This is a genomic window from Listeria weihenstephanensis, assembly GCF_003534205.1.
Lineage (GTDB): Bacteria > Bacillota > Bacilli > Lactobacillales > Listeriaceae > Listeria_A > Listeria_A weihenstephanensis.
Genome location: NZ_CP011102.1, coordinates 1,928,393 through 1,944,494 on the forward strand (window position 1 = coordinate 1,928,393; position 16,102 = coordinate 1,944,494).

Below are 16,102 nucleotides of genomic sequence, written 5' to 3' on the forward strand. Positions count from 1 at the left end.
AATAGCTCCTTCAGCTTTAGCCTAATAGATATCTAAATAACCCAAATCCTCTTTCCCTGTTATATCTCCTGATTTCACATAGGGTTTCGTCATTATAGAATTTGTCAATCCCGAACGAAGAAGATTTCTTGATTTTGCAAATTGCCCTTCCGGTTTTTCTAAAGAATTTTCAACATTTATGTTTTCTAATCCTAAATAATTGATTAAATCATTCTCTTGTGCAGATGATTCTGTTGCGGGAAATAAGGCACATCCTAACATGAAAATAATAGTAAATATCAAACCCTTTTTCATTTCAATATTGCTCCTGTCTACAATTTAATATCAAACTTTATGTTTTTTTCTTTTCCAATAAAAAAACATATCTCTAGACCACAAAACTATTCCAAATCCTATTGGAATAAGTAATGGTTTTGCATGAGTGATTAAAAAGTAAATAACAAAAAAAACGATAGCAACTGCCCAAATCCATAATCTTATTTCTTGATATGTTTGCGATTTATTATTAATCCTCATATTAAAAACCTTCTTCCACATACAATTTTACATGATAAATAACTACACTTTGTACATTTTGGGAGGTCATAATATTAATTTCAAGGTTAAATTATGAACTTTTAGACATATTTTAATGTGATAAACCAAAATTTTCTCCATAAAAAAACGCCTCACCCTTTTTTCCAGGCAAGACGTAATTTCATTATTTCTCATCTCAATTTATCAACCGCTTCTTCCTCGGTAGCAACAAAATAAACATGACTCCCCTTATTGCTCTCATATATATAATCCTTAAAATTCTCACTATACATCGAAAAATCACCAATTATCGCCATTTTCAGCTGATATGTCACCAATTTTTGAAAAGCATCGCCTAGCAATCCTGTTTTGAGATCGAAAAACGCCTCTAAAATAGCGACTTTGTCAATGATAATTTTATAATACGTCGTTTCGTATTGCACACTCATCACAAAGTCTAACATCGACGCCGTATCTTTTATTATAACCTCACCACTCTTAACCCGAGCAATGCCATCACTTTCCAATTTCTGAATCTCCATTTTCATGCCCCTTCCAACAGGTAAGACGTAATCTTAGCTTCACACAAATCGAGCGAAAGCGTTTGTATTCCGCAAGTTTGGTGGAAGCCGGAAGCGGAGTGTACGACTGTACATGATGACTGAAAACAGGGAGGGAGTAGTTTCTCCGACCATGTGAGAAGTTATGCGAAGCGTAGCGTAGAAGAACCGGAAGTCCGCTAAACTTGCGGAATGCGAACGCTTGCCACCGATTTACTCCGCATATCCAACTATCCCCGCATAAACTGATACGGCGTGATGTCATCCATCCCAATCATCGGATTAATCGTCATCCAATTTTCCTCCGTCAACAACTTCCGATTACTCACCGTCGCAAGCATATCTTCATCACTCAGCAACCGTTCATACAGCGTCGTATTCCGCTTCTCCTCATCGATCCGCTCGACGCCCATCCGAAACGCGTCCTCTTCCCCGCAAATAATCAGAAACTGCTTGCTTCGAGTCACCGCTGTATACAAAATATCGCGCCGCAACATCCGGTAGTAACTCCGCACCACCGGCATAATCACAATCGGAAACTCGCTGCCCTGCGCCTTATGAATCGAACAACAATACGCGTGCGTCAACTGGCCAAACTCCTGCCGAAAATACTCGACCTCCGTCTGATCAAACTGCACCACGACCATATCCTGCTTCTCCGTGTTTTCCTTCGCATAAATAATCGAGACAATCTCGCCAAAATCACCATTAAAAACGTTCTTCTCTGGCTGATTCACAAGCTGCAACACCCGATCCCCAATCCGAAAAACGATATCGCCAAACTTCACTTCTTTACGCTTACCATCCGGATTCGCATTGAAAATCTCCTGCATTTTGCGATTTAAAATATCAATTCCCGCAGGTCCACGGTACATCGGCGCCAAAACTTGGATATCCTTCGCGCGAAAGCCTTTTTTCTTCGCGTTTTCCACAACCTTCTCCACGACTTCCGCAATTTGGTTCACCGTACAATGGAAAAACGATCGATCCGTGCTATTTTTCGTGAACGTCGCTGGTAAAAATCCTTGCCGAATATCATGCGCCAGCTCAATAATCGACGACCCATCCTCCTGCCGGTAAATATCCGTCAACTCCACCGTCGGAATCTCGTTCGACCGCAACATATCCTTCAAAACTTGCCCTGGTCCAACAGACGGCAACTGATCCTGATCTCCCACTAAAATCACTTGCATATGCGCTGGCAAAGCTCGGAATAACTGATTTGCAAGCCAAATATCGACCATCGACATTTCATCAATAATCAACAATTTCCCTTCAATCGAACGCTCATTATCATCGTCCAACTGCTCCTGCCCGTTCATTCCCAACAAGCGGTGAATCGTCATCGCAGGCAATCCCGTTGATTCCGTCATCCGTTTCGCTGCACGTCCCGTCGGAGCCGCCAGCAAAATCGGCAATTTCTGCCCGTCCTTATACGACATCGGGTCCAAATTTACACCATTCAATTCCGCGTAAAGTTCCACGATTCCCTTAATAACCGTTGTTTTCCCCGTACCAGGTCCACCAGTCAGAATCAGCATCGGCGACATCAACGCCTGCTCAAGCGCCACCTTCTGCGTTTCCCCATAAGAAACACCAATCCGATCCTCCAATTCACCAAGCGCGATATAAAACTCCGATTTTGGAAATAGTTCCTCGTATTCCTTTTGTCGCATCATCCGTTTCACATGCGCCGCAAATCCAGCCTCCGCGAAATAAAGCGATGGCACATACACCCGCGTGTTCTCCGTCATCACCTTCTGATCTTCCTCAAGCGCCAACAACTGCTTCGTCAACTGCTCCTGCTCAATCCGAATTGGCTCACTATTCTCAAGCAGCTGCGTCACCGTCTCCAACAACACTTCCCGCTCCATAAATACATTCCCCTGTTGCAACGACTCCTGCTCCAACATGTACAAAATCGCCGCCTGCAACCGCGAATAATGATTCCCACCAAGTCCAAGCTTACGCCCCAACTCATCCGCGCGGTTAAACCCAATCCCCTTCACGTCCTCAATCAACTTATACGGATTATTCTCAAGCACATTCAGCGTATCCTGCTTATACGCCTGGAAAATTTTCATCGAGAGCTGCGGACCAAATCCATACTCATTCAAACTCACCATAATATGTTCCAAACCTTGATTCTCACGCAGCGATTCCAGCAAACTTTCCGCCGTCGCAAGCGGCAATCGCGGCACCTCTTGAAGTAGCGACGGATCAGACAAAATCCGACTAATCGCATCCTCACCCAGCGTATCGACCACACGTTCCGCCGTCTTTTTCCCGATTCCTTTAAAAAGTTCCCCAGATAAATACTGCACCAAACCCTGCTTCGTCTGCGGCATCTCTTTTTTGAACCGATCCGCTTTAAACTGTTGTCCAAACTTGGCATGATCCATCAATTTCCCGTGAAATATGTATACCTCTTGCTCATGAAGGGCAGGAAAAAAACCCGTCACAACGATATCCTTCTCGTCCCACGTCGTATTCGTATCCTGCACCTGAATCCGCACCACAGAAAACAAGTTCTCACTATTGTGAAAAATCGTCGACATCACGGTTCCCTTCATGTATAATTCCTCGTTCTCACCGAGCAGTCCCAACGTTTCTTGCGTGTCCATTTCCCCACCTCCTCGTCTTTTATGCCGTTTTTTATTCCCCGCTCGCTTCTAAATCTTGAATCGCCGCAAGCGCATTCGCCGCCAATTCATGATTTTCATCACTTGCCACAGCCTTTTCAAAATACGTTTTCCCGATCACCAAATCGCCTTGCCAAGCCAAATACGCCGCGCCAATATTGTAAAACGCATCTGCATCATCAGGCTTCAATACAAGCACCCGTTCAAGCGCTCCAATCGCCTCTTCAAACATGTCCGATTTCGCGAGTGCAATCCCATACTGGAACGCCGCCTCCACGTCATCCGGCGCCAATTCCACCGAACGAAGCAAGTATGGAATCGCGAGCAAGTTCTCATCCATTTGCGCAAAACTCATCCCAATCATGAAATAAACGTCCGCTGAATCAAGCCCATTCGCAATCGCCTGTTCGAATTGCTGCGCGGCATCCTGGTAACGTTCCAACACATAATACAAATTTCCTAAACTATAATACGCCGCTGAAGCCTTGCTATCAAGCTCAATTCCCCGCTCGAAAAAGCGCTCCGCCCGCTCAAAATCATCCATTGAAAGCAACACATTTCCGAAATTAATAAAGCCAACCGGATCATTCGGATGTTCTTCAATGACCTCCGTAAAAAGACGTACCGCCGTCTCTAAATCATTTTTTTGCATCGCTTCAATACCTTGTGCATTTTTATCCATCATGTTTTTTTCCTCCTATTTTACCGCAACAGCAAGCCAGGTTTTTAGCGCTGCCACTGTCTGTTTTGTCTGCTCTTCCACGCTAATCGTGGCATCATTATCACCATTTTGCTTCCCGTAAGCGCCAAATTGTGCATGATTTCCACCCTTGATTGATACAAAAGTCGTGTCCTCAGGCAGGTACTTTTTGTCTTTTTCATATGTATCCCAATTTAGCACGCCATCTTTCGTCGCAGTGATCGATAACGCTGGAAACGGAGCTTCTGCAAGCGTTCCTTTCTCATCTGCATAACTCGCTAAAAAGAAAATACCGTCTAATTCACCCATATTATTATGAGCAAACCGAGCTGCCATCGCGCCACCAAGCGAATGACCACCTATTACGAAATGTTCATCGGTGTTGCTATCCATAATATCCGCCGCCTTATTCTGTCCGAAAACAGCCAAACCGAGCGGCATATCTGCAATATATACCTTGTAACCAGCATCAGCAAGCCCTTTTGCCATCGGTGCATAGCTCAAAGAATCAATAAAAGCACCCGGATAAAAAATCACACTTTCTTTCACCTCTTGATTTAAAGGCGTGAACATCAGAAAACCACTATCATCCACGACATCCACTTTTTTCGTCGAATCTCCAGCCGCTTCAGCAAACGGGCTCGGTGATGTATTAAAATAAAAATAACTGCCACCAACAATCAAAATCAGCACGGCTAACACAATCCATAGCGTCTTTTTCATCTAAATCCTCTTTTCAACTTTTATCGAAAAAAGAGTTCAGGAAAACATGACGTACATCACGCCCCGAACCCTTTTCTAACTATTTATCCTACATATTGCAATTGCGCATCTTGCTTGTAAATTTCATCGATCGTTCCGCCGCCTAAGCAAACATCCCCATCATAAAGCACGAGCGCTTGGCCTGGCGTTACCGCACGAGCCGGCGCATCAAAAACCACATTTGCCTTATTTCCATCCAACAAATGCACCGTCACACCAACATCTTCTTGGCGATAACGGAATTTTGCCGTACAATGGAAAACTGCTTCCATCGGGCGATCCGATACAAAGCTCATATCCGTTGCCACAAGCGAATCGGAATAAAGGCTATCATGATGGAATCCTTGCTCCACGAACAAGACATTATTCGCAAGATCCTTCCCAACAACAAACCAAGGCTCTCCGTCGCCACCAATGCCCAAGCCATGACGTTGCCCAATCGTATGATACATCAAGCCATCATGCTTACCCATTACTTTGCCGTCCAGCGTCTTCATTTCACCTGGTTGTGCCGGTAAATACTCACTCAAAAATTGCTTGAAATTGCGTTCTCCGATAAAACAAATTCCTGTGCTGTCTTTCTTGCCCGCCGTCACCAACCCAGCTTCTTCCGCAATCCGACGCACTTCCGGTTTTTCCATTCCACCAAGCGGGAACATTACCTTCGAAATTTGCGCTTGCGATAATTGGTTCAAAAAGTACGTTTGATCCTTGTTATTATCCACACCACGTAACATTTTCACTTCATTATCGATCGTTTCAACACGTGCATAATGTCCCGTTGCCACAAAATCAGCACCCAGACTCTCCGCATGCTCCAAAAACGCTTTAAACTTAATTTCCTTATTGCACATCACATCTGGATTCGGCGTCCGACCCAATTTATATTCATCCAAGAAATACGTAAACACTTTGTCCCAATATTCCTTTTCAAAATTAACGGCATAATACGGAATCCCAATTTGATTCGCGACACGAATAACATCCTCGTAATCCTCCGTCGCCGTGCACATACCAAATTCATCCGTATCATCCCAGTTTTTCATAAAGATTCCGATAACATCGTAGCCTTGTTCTTTTAGCAAATAAGCCGTTACCGACGAGTCCACGCCGCCAGACATACCAACAACTACCCGTGTCTTACTATTATCCATTTTAATTACTCCTCACCTTCACTTACAAAGTCGTTGTACCACTTTTACAATCTCGCTTGCCGCACTTTCTATCTCCTCGTAAGAATTACCAAGGCCAAAACTAATTCGAATCGATTCGCGCACACCCGCATGGTCCTCGCCATATAAAGCCACTAAAACATGCGATGGGTCCACCGTTCCAGCCGTACAAGCCGAACCACTTGAAACCGCGATTCCTTCCATATCTAAATTCATCAATAACTGCTCCACCGAAACACCTGGAAAACGCACATTCAAAACTTGCGGCAAACCTTTTTCAAGCGATCCATTTACTTCAAAACGAATCTCTCTTTCTGTAAATGTATCCACTAAAACATGCTTATACTCCAGAAAGTCCGATCGCTTCTGTTTCCGCGACTCCTGCGCAATTCGCACTGCCTCCGCCAAACCACAAATCCCCGGCAAATTTTCTGTACCAGCACGACGCTTACGTTCCTGCTCTCCGCCGTGAAAAGGATACACCAAATTCGTCCCATTTTTCACATATAAAAAGCCAATGCCTCGCGGTCCATTAATCTTATGCGCCGTCACCGTAAGCAAGTCCACACCAAGCACCGCAACATCGATGTCAAACATGCCAAAAGCCTGCACCGCATCTGTATGGAATAACGCCTCATGATCCGTCAAACGCTCGCCAATTGCGCGAATCGGTTGCACTGAGCCAATCTCATTATTTCCAAACATAATCGAAACCAAAATCGTCTCGTCCGTTAACGCGGCATCAAAATCCTCAAGTGAAATGACGCCTGTTTGATCAACCGGTAAATACGTCACCTTAAATCCTTGCGTTTCCAAATACACACATGCCTCTAAAACTGCTGGATGCTCAATCGCCGTCGTAATAATATGATTGCCACGTTCCTGATTGGCAAGCGCCGCACCAATGACCGCAATATTATCACCTTCCGTACCGCCACTCGTAAACACAATCTCTCGTTCATCAGCTGCGATACTTTCCGCGACAACCGCACGCGCCTCATCAAGCGCCTTACGTGCCTCTCTCCCCGCATAATGAATACTTGAAGGATTGCCATAATTATTTGTAAAACTAGCCAACATCGCCTGCACAACCTCTGGATGAATCGGACTAGTCGCTGCATGATCTAAATATACTCGTTCTACCATAAAATCGCTTCTTTCTATATTAAAAACTAAGAATCAGCCTTTAAAAATTGTTTTTATAACCTACCCTATTTTAGCAAGAAACGCTACCGAAAGCAAAAAAGGGAGATGCATTTAGTCCTGGGATCTGATAAAAGTTTAGTTTGGGTAAAATTAGTTCTATTTATTAAGTGAAAAGCATGATGTATAATGATTGATTTCTTAAAATTGCTTACTTACCTGTGTTTTACAGTTGTTCAGAATAAACATCGGTTGCTTATATTTGTTTTGATTTTATTTCGAGCTTTGCGTCGAAGAGCCACTTGATGGATTACCTGCTCACTTCGTTCGCATACATATTGGGGCTCTAACTCAGCAAAGGACGCTTCGTAAGACCCACAACAAAAAAGCACCCCATTCGCGAAACGTCAGAATCCCGTTCACAAATGAAGCGCTCGAATCTTAATTTAATAATAAAGAAACCCCAATCGTACCGTCTTTAATACCATTGTTTGAACCCGCTATTAACAGCAGGTGGGTGCTCTGTCTGACGGTTTACAAGTCCTCGTGAAAAGGCATGTGCGCTGCGCCCGAACTTGGGCTCCCTAGGTAGATCAAATTGTTCGGTTCAATAATATAGGTACCATAACGAATACATTAGGGTTTCTTTATTGACCTAAGAATACCACAAAAATTTGTAGATTTCAATTTGGAACACTCCATCATACTTAAAAATGTATTTTTTTGTACGCTCATTCTATTTTTTATTCTGATTAATCTTCTCATATACACCAGCAATCGTTTGCTCATACTTCGACGTCAACTTTGGTTCATAGTATTTCGCTTTCAACAGCCGATCAGGCAAGTACTGCTGATCCACCCAAGCATTTTCGTAACTATGTGGATATTTATAATCGAGCGCTCGTCCAAGCTCTTTTGCACCAGAATAATGCCCGTCTCGCAAATGATCTGGAACCTCGCCACTTTTCCCGGCTCGAATGTCTGCCAAAGCACTATCAATCGCCATAATAGCAGAATTCGATTTTGGCGATAAGCACAGCTCTATAACGGCATTCGCTAACGGAATACGCGCTTCTGGAAAGCCGATTTTCTCCGCCGTCTGAACAGCTGATAACGTGTGTGTCGCCGCTTGTGGATTTGCCAGCCCAACATCTTCATACGCCATAACGAGCATGCGCCGACTGATACTGACTAAATCGCCAGCTTCAATAAGCCTTCCCATATAATGGAGCGCGGCATTCACATCACTACCTCGAACCGACTTCTGAAACGCACTCAAAACATCATAATGCGCATCCCCGTCTTTGTCATGCGCCAAGCTTTTTCGCTGGAGACACTCTTCAGCAACTTCGAGCGTCACATGCACTTCCCCCTCGTCATCTGGCTCCGAGGAAATAACCGCTAACTCAAGCGCATTGAGTGCACTCCTGACATCGCCGTTACTCGCTGTTGCCAAATGGGTTTTCGCATCCAGATCCAGCACAACATCATATGTCCCAAGCCCACGCTCCGAATCGGCAAGCGCCCGATCCATCGTCGTCTCAATATCTGCAACCGAAAGCGGCTTTAATTCAAAAATTTGCGTCCGACTCCTGATCGCTGGGTTAATCGCAATGTATGGGTTACTCGTCGTTGCTCCAATCAAAATAATCTGGCCACTCTCTAAATGAGGCAGCAAAAAATCTTGTTTAGGCTTGTCCAAACGGTGCACCTCGTCCAAAAGCAAGATAACCGTTCCGCTCATTTTCGCTTCCGCCGCCACAACTTCTAAATCCTTCTTATTATTTGTTACCGCATTCAACATCCGAAACGCATATTTCGTACTGCCTGCAATGGCGCTTGCAATCGATGTTTTCCCAATGCCAGGCGGTCCATATAAAATCATGGAAGACAACTGTTTTGCCTTTACCATCCGATAAATAACTTTATCCTTACCAACAAGATGCGTCTGCCCAACGATATCATTAAGCGACTTTGGCCTCATTCGATAAGCAAGTGGTTGAATAGCCATATCTCCACTCCTCTACTTTCATTTTCACAACTCAACAAAACGCCTATTTCTATTATAACACAAGAACATTTGTTCTGTTACTAAAAACTTGATTCTCCTCCAACATTTCATTCAATCAAGGAGTGCGCATCTTTTACTCGCTTCTTTCAGCAAATTGCTTTATAATTATGCTGATATCACGATTAGCCATTTTATAACTAATCGTACGAAAGCGATCTTCTTCATTGTATCAGAAAATCGCAACATTATTTGGAGGTTATTATGAAAATTACAACGAAAGGCCGTTATGGTTTAACCATTGTACTAGAATTAACACGATGTTTTGGCCAAGGCCCTATTTCCCTACGTTCTATCGCTGAAAAAAAAGGCTTGTCGGAACATTACTTAGAACAACTGATCGGCCCACTGCGTAATGCTGGTATTGTAAAAAGTATCCGCGGCGCACATGGCGGTTATATCTTAGGTGATGAACCCGCCAAAATCACAGCAGGCGACATCATCCGTACATTAGAAGGCCCTATCGTGCTTGTTGAAAGCATTGAAGATGAAGAAGCCGCGCAACGTGAATTATGGTTACGTATCCGGAACGCAGTGAAAGAAGTGTTGGATAGTACAACATTAGAAGATTTAGCTAGCCATGGCGATGATCCACTACTTGACGGCTACATGTTCTATATTTAAAAAAGGCGAAATGAAGCGTTCTCACCGACTGAAGTGAGCATCCTCCATTTCGTCTTTTTTTGCATTTCACATCCATATGTCACCTATTTCCTCACAAAAAATTAACTTCTAATAAAAAGAAAATTCGAATTAAAACTCCAAAAACATAGAAAGAAAGCGCTACCTGTAAGATTATCTAACAAAATTTAAATTTTCAGTTAAAATAGCTTGCTTTATTTTCAGTTTGCAGTATTATTAGCACATAAACACAAAACAAATGTTAGAATATCTAACAAAAAGGAGAGTGTCGCATGGAAGCAGTATTTATGTTCTTTTGTACCTTGTTAGTTTGGCTGATGACACCAGGGATTGCTTTATTTTATGGGGGGATGGTTCGCAGCAAGAACGTGCTTAGTACCGCAATGTATAGTTTCAGTTCCATGGCTATCATCTCTATTCTTTGGGTTGTCGTTGGTTACTCGCTAGCCTTCGCGCCTGGAAATGCCTTTATCGGCAGTTTTGACTGGACTTTCCTACACAGCGTCGGTTTCGATCCTAACGCAACATACTCCGATGCGATTCCACATACTTTATTCATGATGTTCCAAATGACATTCGCGATTTTAACAGTCGCCATCATTTCTGGAGCTTTTGCAGAACGGATGAATTTTGCAGCATACTTAATTTTCATTATTTTATGGTCGCTACTCGTTTATTCTCCTGTTGCTCACTGGGTCTGGGGCAACGGCGGTTGGTTACGCGAACTCGGCGCGCTTGATTTTGCTGGCGGAAATGTCGTTCATATTAGTTCTGGGGTTACCGGACTTGTGCTCGCGATTGTTCTCGGTCGACGTAAAGAAGCAGAGAATTCCTCCCCACATAATTTGCCACTCGCTTTAATTGGTGGTATATTAGTTTGGTTCGGTTGGTACGGATTCAACGTTGGTAGCGCGCTAACGATTGATAACGTTGCAATGGCGGCTTTCGTGAACACCAATTCAGCCGCTGCAGCTGGTATTATCGGTTGGGTCGCAGTTGAATGGCTGATCAATAAAAAACCTACCATGCTCGGCACAATTTCTGGTGCAATTGCAGGACTTGTTTCCATCACGCCCGCCGCTGGATTCGTCACGGTTGGCAGCGCCCTATTGATTGGCTTTCTCGGTGGCGCGATTTGTTTCTGGGCCGTCTTCTGGTTGAAAGGCAAGTTGAAATATGATGATGCACTCGATGCTTTTGGCTTACACGGTATCGGCGGTATCTGGGGCGGTATTGCCACAGGACTTTTTGCCACTACCAAAATTAACAAACTCGGCGCGGACGGCTTATTTTATGGAAACGCTGGATTGCTCGGTAAACAATTGATCGCCATTGGTTCCACCGTCGTTTTCGTCGCCATCGCTACTATCATCATTATCTATGTTATCAAAATATTCATACCTATCAGAGTAGACGAAGAACAAGAGTACAAAGGGCTTGATTTAACACTTCACGGTGAAAAAGCCTATCATGATTAAGGGGTGGTTTTATTGTCAAATTTAACAAAAATCGAAATTATAACTCGACCAAATCGTTTTTACGAATTCCAAAAAGCGCTCGCAGAAATCGGCGTCAGCGGTTTAACCGTCACAAAAGCACTCGGCACCGGTCTTGAAAAGGGCTTGATTGAGCTTTATCGCGGCAAAAAGAAAGAAACAAACGTTCACGAACGAATGAAAATCGAGATTGTTGTTAGCACGGTCCCTGTGGAAGCTGTTTTAGAAGTCGTTAAAAATACATTGCGAACCGGCGAACCAGGCGACGGCAAAGTTTTCATTTATCCCGTTGCAGAAGTCATTAAAATCAGCACCGGCGAGCGTGGCGTGGATGCGTTACAAGATCATCCGAAAGAAAAATAACCTTTCAAATGAGATGCGGATAAATAAAAAGCGACTAATTCTAAAAATACAATGAGAAATCGCGTTTTCCCCTTCCCGAAATGAAAAACAGCGCTTATAATGAGAAAGTAGCTAAATGGATGTTTTATATATGAAGGAGAGATAGACAAAGATGCGAAAGATCCCCTTTTTTACAATTATCGCGATTGTTTTTTTAGCAGGAGGTTATTACTTTCTGCAAAACTCCGCTTCTCCAATAGATGTTTCGTTTAATTTTCTAGTCACTCAGAAAAATGATGACAATTCCATTTCAGGAAACATCGAAGGAGCAGGTAGCAAAAAGATTAAGCTCGACCTTGACAAATCCCAATGGAAGTCAGTAAAAGTCGGCAATCGCTACACTGTAGAAGCCAGATTTTATGACAAGAATAAAGTCAGTAACAAAGAGAAGAAAACATTAGAAGGTCCCTTTTGGTCAAACGATGCCAACACAGGAATCCTAGCGAACGAGGTTGAGGTCACAATGATAGATACATCCTCAGCAAATTAAAAAATGGTCTGGGGCATAACCCAGATAAATCGGCGAGAAGCGCTCGCATTCAGGGGATTTGGCGGACTTCCGGTTCTACTACGCATACTGCTACGCTTAACTTCTTACATGGTCGAGGAAAACTACCCTCTCCCTGTTTTCAGTCATCACATACACCAGTATGCTCCGCTTCCGGCTTCCACCAAATCCCCTGAATACAAACGCTTTCGCTCGATTTGTGTAAAACAAAACTTTTCGTCTTACCCCCAAAACGGGTGAGGCGTTTTTGCTTTATCTCAAGTTTATCCAAGACTCTTCAAATAGCAGGTGCAGCACCGAGTTGCGACGCCTACTTTTTTTGTACATCAAATTCTCTGCCATATCAAAAAAGGATTTCCCACGCAAATTAACGCGGAAAATCCTTTTTCAAAATTCCAACCATCTTTATTCCGCTTTCTTCGCCTCAACCGCAAGTTCTAACTCAGCCAATTGCGCTGCGCTCACTTCACTTGGAGCATTCGTCAACGGATCTGCTGCACTTCCTGTTTTAGGGAATGCAATCGTATCGCGTAAATTCGTTCTACCTGCAAGGATCATGATAATCCGGTCCAAGCCAAGCGCGATTCCACCATGTGGCGGTGTTCCGAATTCTAACGCTTCTAACAAGAATCCAAATTGATCGGTCGCTTCTTCATCCGTAAATCCAAGCGCACGGAACATTTGTTGTTGCATTTCTTTTTTATAAATACGGAGTGATCCTCCACCAATTTCATAACCATTTAAGACGATATCATACGCTTCGGCCATCGCTTTTTCTGGTGCTGTTTCAAGCAACGAAGCGTCTTGTGGCATCGTGAAAGGATGATGGGCAGACACGAAACGGCCAGCTTCTTCATCATATTCGAATAACGGCCAATCAGTCACCCACAGGAATGCCAATTCATTTTGGTCGATCAAATCTAAATCTTGACCTAATTTTGAACGTAACGCTCCAAGAGACGCCGCAACAACCTCTGCTTTATCCGCTACGAATAATAGTAAATCACCAACTTCAGCATCTAAAACTTTGGCTACAGCCGCTTGATTTTCTGGCGTGAAGAACTTAGCAATCGGCCCTTTAAAACCGTCCTCTTCTACCTTCATCCAAGCAAGGCCTTTCGCGCCGTATCTACCGACGAATTCGCCCAGTCCATCAATGTCTTTACGTGAATAGTTCGCCGCAGCAGCTTTCGCATTGATTGCTTTTACCTGCCCACCACTTTCGATCGCGTTTGTGAACACTTTAAAGTCAACATCCGCAACTACTTCCGCCACGTTTTTCAACTCTAGACCAAAACGTACATCTGGTTTATCGCTACCAAAACGATCCATCGCTTCTGCATACGTCATATGCGGGAATGGTTTCTCAATTTTAATACCCTTCGTCGCTTCTACAACCGCAACCAACATTTCTTCTGTAATTTCTTGAATCTCCTCTTTCGTCAGGAAACTCGTCTCTAAATCGATTTGGGTAAACTCAGGCTGACGATCTCCGCGCAAATCTTCATCGCGGAAACAACGCACCACTTGGTAATACTTATCGAAACCAGCAGACATCAACAACTGTTTCAAAATTTGCGGTGATTGTGGCAACGCATAGAAATTACCAGGATAAACACGACTCGGAACCAAATAATCACGCGCACCCTCAGGCGTACTCTTCGTCAAATAAGGCGTTTCAATATCAAAAAAGCCCATCTGATCCAACTTCTGGCGGAACGTCTTCGTTGCCGTATGACGCATTTGGAAAATTTGGTTCATCTCTGGACGACGCAAATCTAAATAGCGATATTTCAAGCGCAATTCATCCGAAACATTGACCCCATCTTCAATATAAAACGGCGGTGTTTTTGAAGCATTCAACACTTCAATTTCCTCAGCCAAAATTTCGATATGCCCTGTTTTTAATTTATCATTTTTTGCGCCTTCACTTCTCGCTGCAACAGTTCCAACCACCGTCACAACAAATTCATTACGAACTGACTCGGCAATTGCAAGTGCATCCGCAGAAAAATCTGGATTGAAAACAACTTGGACAATTCCTTCACGATCACGCAAATCGATGAAAATAAGCCCTCCTAAATCACGACGTTTTTGAACCCAACCGTGTAATGTTACTTTTTCACCGATTTGTTTCTCCGTCACGTCTCCGCAATATAATGTTCTTTTCTTCATTTAATTTCCCCCTCTATTTGTTTATAAGCCGCTTTAAGCCCTGCCGTTACATTATCTAATTTTATTTCTGTTTGTTCGCCTGTTTGCATATTTTTCAATTTACAAACGCCATTTTCAAGTTCCGTATCACCCAAAACCATCGTAAAACGCGATTTTTTGCGATCAGCATCTTTTAATTGGCCTTTCATTTTTCGACCCATGTAGTCTTTCTCTGCGCTAAAACCGTTCAGGCGCAACTCATTAACAAGTGTGACAGCTTTCACTTCTGCGCTTTCTGTCGCCGTAACGATGTAACAATCTAGCTCACGCGCGACTTGGAGCTCAATCCCTTCCGCATCAAGTGCCGCAAACAGGCGCTCTACACCCAGTCCAAACCCAATTCCAGGTGTTTCTGGACCATCGAATTCTTGCACTAAACCGTGATAACGTCCACCACCACAAAGTGTGGATTTCGCACCAAAACCTTCTGCGGTACTCATAATTTCAAATGTCGTATGATTATAATAATCCAAACCACGAACGAGCGTCGGATCGACCGTATACGTGATACCTAGCGCATCCAAATACGTCTTCACTTTTACAAAATAAGCCGTAGATTCTTCATTTAAAAAGTCCAAAATCGATGGTGCCGTTGCTATTAGCGGGTGCGCATGATCAACTTTACAATCCAAAATTCGCAGTGGATTCTTATGCAAGCGTACTTGACAATCCGCGCAAAACTCATCAATTTGTGGTTCGAAATGAGCTACCAAGGCCTCTTTATGCTTCAAACGACTTTCTTTATCGCCTAAACTATTGACCACAAGTTCGATGTTTTGCAACCCTAATTCTTTATAAAATGTCATCGCGAGTGAAATGATTTCCGCGTCAATCGCTGGATCATTACTTCCAAGCGCCTCTAGCCCCATTTGCGTAAATTGGCGTTGTCTCGCGCCTTGCGGACGTTCATAACGGAACATCGGGCCTGAATAGTATAATTTTACAGGTTGGTTCACTTGTCCGAATAATTTATGTTCTACGAAAGCGCGCACAACAGATGCGGTGCCTTCCGGACGAAGCGTTAAACTTCTATTTTTCTTATCTTCGAAGGTATACATCTCTTTTGAAACGATGTCCGTCGTATCCCCTACACCACGTTGGAATAATTCTGTATGCTCAAAAATCGGCGTCCGGATTTCCTCATATTGAAATCTCTCACAAATCGACTGGAAAACCCGCTCGACATAATGCCATTTTTCTACTTCTCCCGGTAAAATATCGCGTGTTCCTCTTGGCAATTTCATTTGCATCTTATATATCCCTCCTAATAATTACGA

At 43.5% G+C, this 16,102-nt stretch carries 15 protein-coding genes and 1 other RNA gene; 4 read left to right on the forward strand and 12 right to left on the reverse strand.

Annotation, left to right across the window (positions count from 1 at the left end; translation table 11 throughout):
* Nucleotides 1–21: 21 nt before the first annotated feature.
* The 10 genes from UE46_RS09380 to UE46_RS09420 all read right to left on the reverse strand — a co-directional run bounded on the left by UE46_RS09380 (nt 22) and on the right by UE46_RS09420 (nt 9,506).
* A complete protein-coding gene (locus UE46_RS09380; RefSeq protein WP_036061777.1) occupies nt 22–294 on the reverse strand; it encodes a hypothetical protein in 273 nt (90 codons plus the stop codon).
* 30 nt (nt 295–324) lie between these two features.
* Nucleotides 325–516: a hypothetical protein gene (locus tag UE46_RS09385; RefSeq protein WP_118907570.1), complete on the reverse strand. Its 192-nt coding sequence runs from the start codon at nt 514–516 to the stop codon at nt 325–327.
* Nucleotides 517–707: 191 nt separating this feature from the next.
* Entirely contained in the window at nt 708–1,058 is a 351-nt protein-coding gene (locus UE46_RS09390) for a DUF4180 domain-containing protein (protein WP_036061774.1), read from the reverse strand.
* 248 nt (nt 1,059–1,306) lie between these two features.
* Nucleotides 1,307–3,700 carry an SF1B family DNA helicase RecD2 gene (recD2, locus tag UE46_RS09395; protein ID WP_036061773.1) on the reverse strand — a complete coding sequence of 798 codons (2,394 nt, stop codon included), beginning with the start codon at nt 3,698–3,700 and terminating at the stop codon, nt 1,307–1,309.
* 31 nt (nt 3,701–3,731) lie between these two features.
* On the reverse strand, nt 3,732–4,400 hold the full coding sequence (locus UE46_RS16305) for a tetratricopeptide repeat protein (RefSeq protein ID WP_036062029.1): 669 nt from the start codon (nt 4,398–4,400) through the stop codon (nt 3,732–3,734).
* A 15-nt stretch (nt 4,401–4,415) separates the two neighbouring features.
* A complete protein-coding gene (locus UE46_RS16310) occupies nt 4,416–5,141 on the reverse strand; it encodes an alpha/beta hydrolase (RefSeq protein ID WP_036061771.1) in 726 nt (241 codons plus the stop codon).
* An 83-nt stretch (nt 5,142–5,224) separates the two neighbouring features.
* Nucleotides 5,225–6,340 carry a tRNA 2-thiouridine(34) synthase MnmA gene (gene mnmA, locus UE46_RS09405; protein ID WP_118907571.1) on the reverse strand — a complete coding sequence of 372 codons (1,116 nt, stop codon included), beginning with the start codon at nt 6,338–6,340 and terminating at the stop codon, nt 5,225–5,227.
* A 12-nt stretch (nt 6,341–6,352) separates the two neighbouring features.
* Nucleotides 6,353–7,498: a cysteine desulfurase family protein gene (locus UE46_RS09410; RefSeq protein WP_036061767.1), complete on the reverse strand. Its 1,146-nt coding sequence runs from the start codon at nt 7,496–7,498 to the stop codon at nt 6,353–6,355.
* A gap of 453 nt (nt 7,499–7,951) precedes the next feature.
* Nucleotides 7,952–8,141, reverse strand: a non-coding RNA gene (gene ssrS / locus UE46_RS09415) — 6S RNA.
* 90 nt (nt 8,142–8,231) lie between these two features.
* Nucleotides 8,232–9,506: a replication-associated recombination protein A gene (locus tag UE46_RS09420; RefSeq protein ID WP_036061763.1), complete on the reverse strand. Its 1,275-nt coding sequence runs from the start codon at nt 9,504–9,506 to the stop codon at nt 8,232–8,234.
* A gap of 261 nt (nt 9,507–9,767) precedes the next feature.
* Between UE46_RS09420 and cymR the strand changes: the two genes are divergently transcribed.
* The 4 genes from cymR to UE46_RS09440 all read left to right on the forward strand — a co-directional run bounded on the left by cymR (nt 9,768) and on the right by UE46_RS09440 (nt 12,593).
* Nucleotides 9,768–10,187, forward strand: coding sequence for a cysteine metabolism transcriptional regulator CymR (gene cymR, locus UE46_RS09425; protein WP_036061761.1), 420 nt, complete (start codon nt 9,768–9,770; stop codon nt 10,185–10,187).
* 290 nt (nt 10,188–10,477) lie between these two features.
* Complete coding sequence (locus tag UE46_RS09430) at nt 10,478–11,683, forward strand: ammonium transporter (RefSeq protein WP_036061759.1); 1,206 nt, start codon at nt 10,478–10,480, stop codon at nt 11,681–11,683.
* 12 nt (nt 11,684–11,695) lie between these two features.
* Nucleotides 11,696–12,064 carry a P-II family nitrogen regulator gene (locus UE46_RS09435; RefSeq protein WP_036061757.1) on the forward strand — a complete coding sequence of 123 codons (369 nt, stop codon included), beginning with the start codon at nt 11,696–11,698 and terminating at the stop codon, nt 12,062–12,064.
* A gap of 151 nt (nt 12,065–12,215) precedes the next feature.
* Complete coding sequence (locus tag UE46_RS09440) at nt 12,216–12,593, forward strand: hypothetical protein (RefSeq protein WP_036061756.1); 378 nt, start codon at nt 12,216–12,218, stop codon at nt 12,591–12,593.
* Between the two features lie 423 nt (nt 12,594–13,016).
* On the opposite strand, the gene aspS is transcribed toward UE46_RS09440, so the two are convergent.
* Both aspS and hisS read right to left on the reverse strand, forming a co-directional pair.
* Nucleotides 13,017–14,786: an aspartate--tRNA ligase gene (gene aspS, locus UE46_RS09445; protein WP_036061755.1), complete on the reverse strand. Its 1,770-nt coding sequence runs from the start codon at nt 14,784–14,786 to the stop codon at nt 13,017–13,019.
* Nucleotides 14,783–16,075: a histidine--tRNA ligase gene (gene hisS / locus UE46_RS09450; RefSeq protein ID WP_036061754.1), complete on the reverse strand. Its 1,293-nt coding sequence runs from the start codon at nt 16,073–16,075 to the stop codon at nt 14,783–14,785. Before hisS ends, aspS begins: the two co-directional genes overlap by 4 nt.
* Nucleotides 16,076–16,102 lie beyond the last annotated feature (27 nt).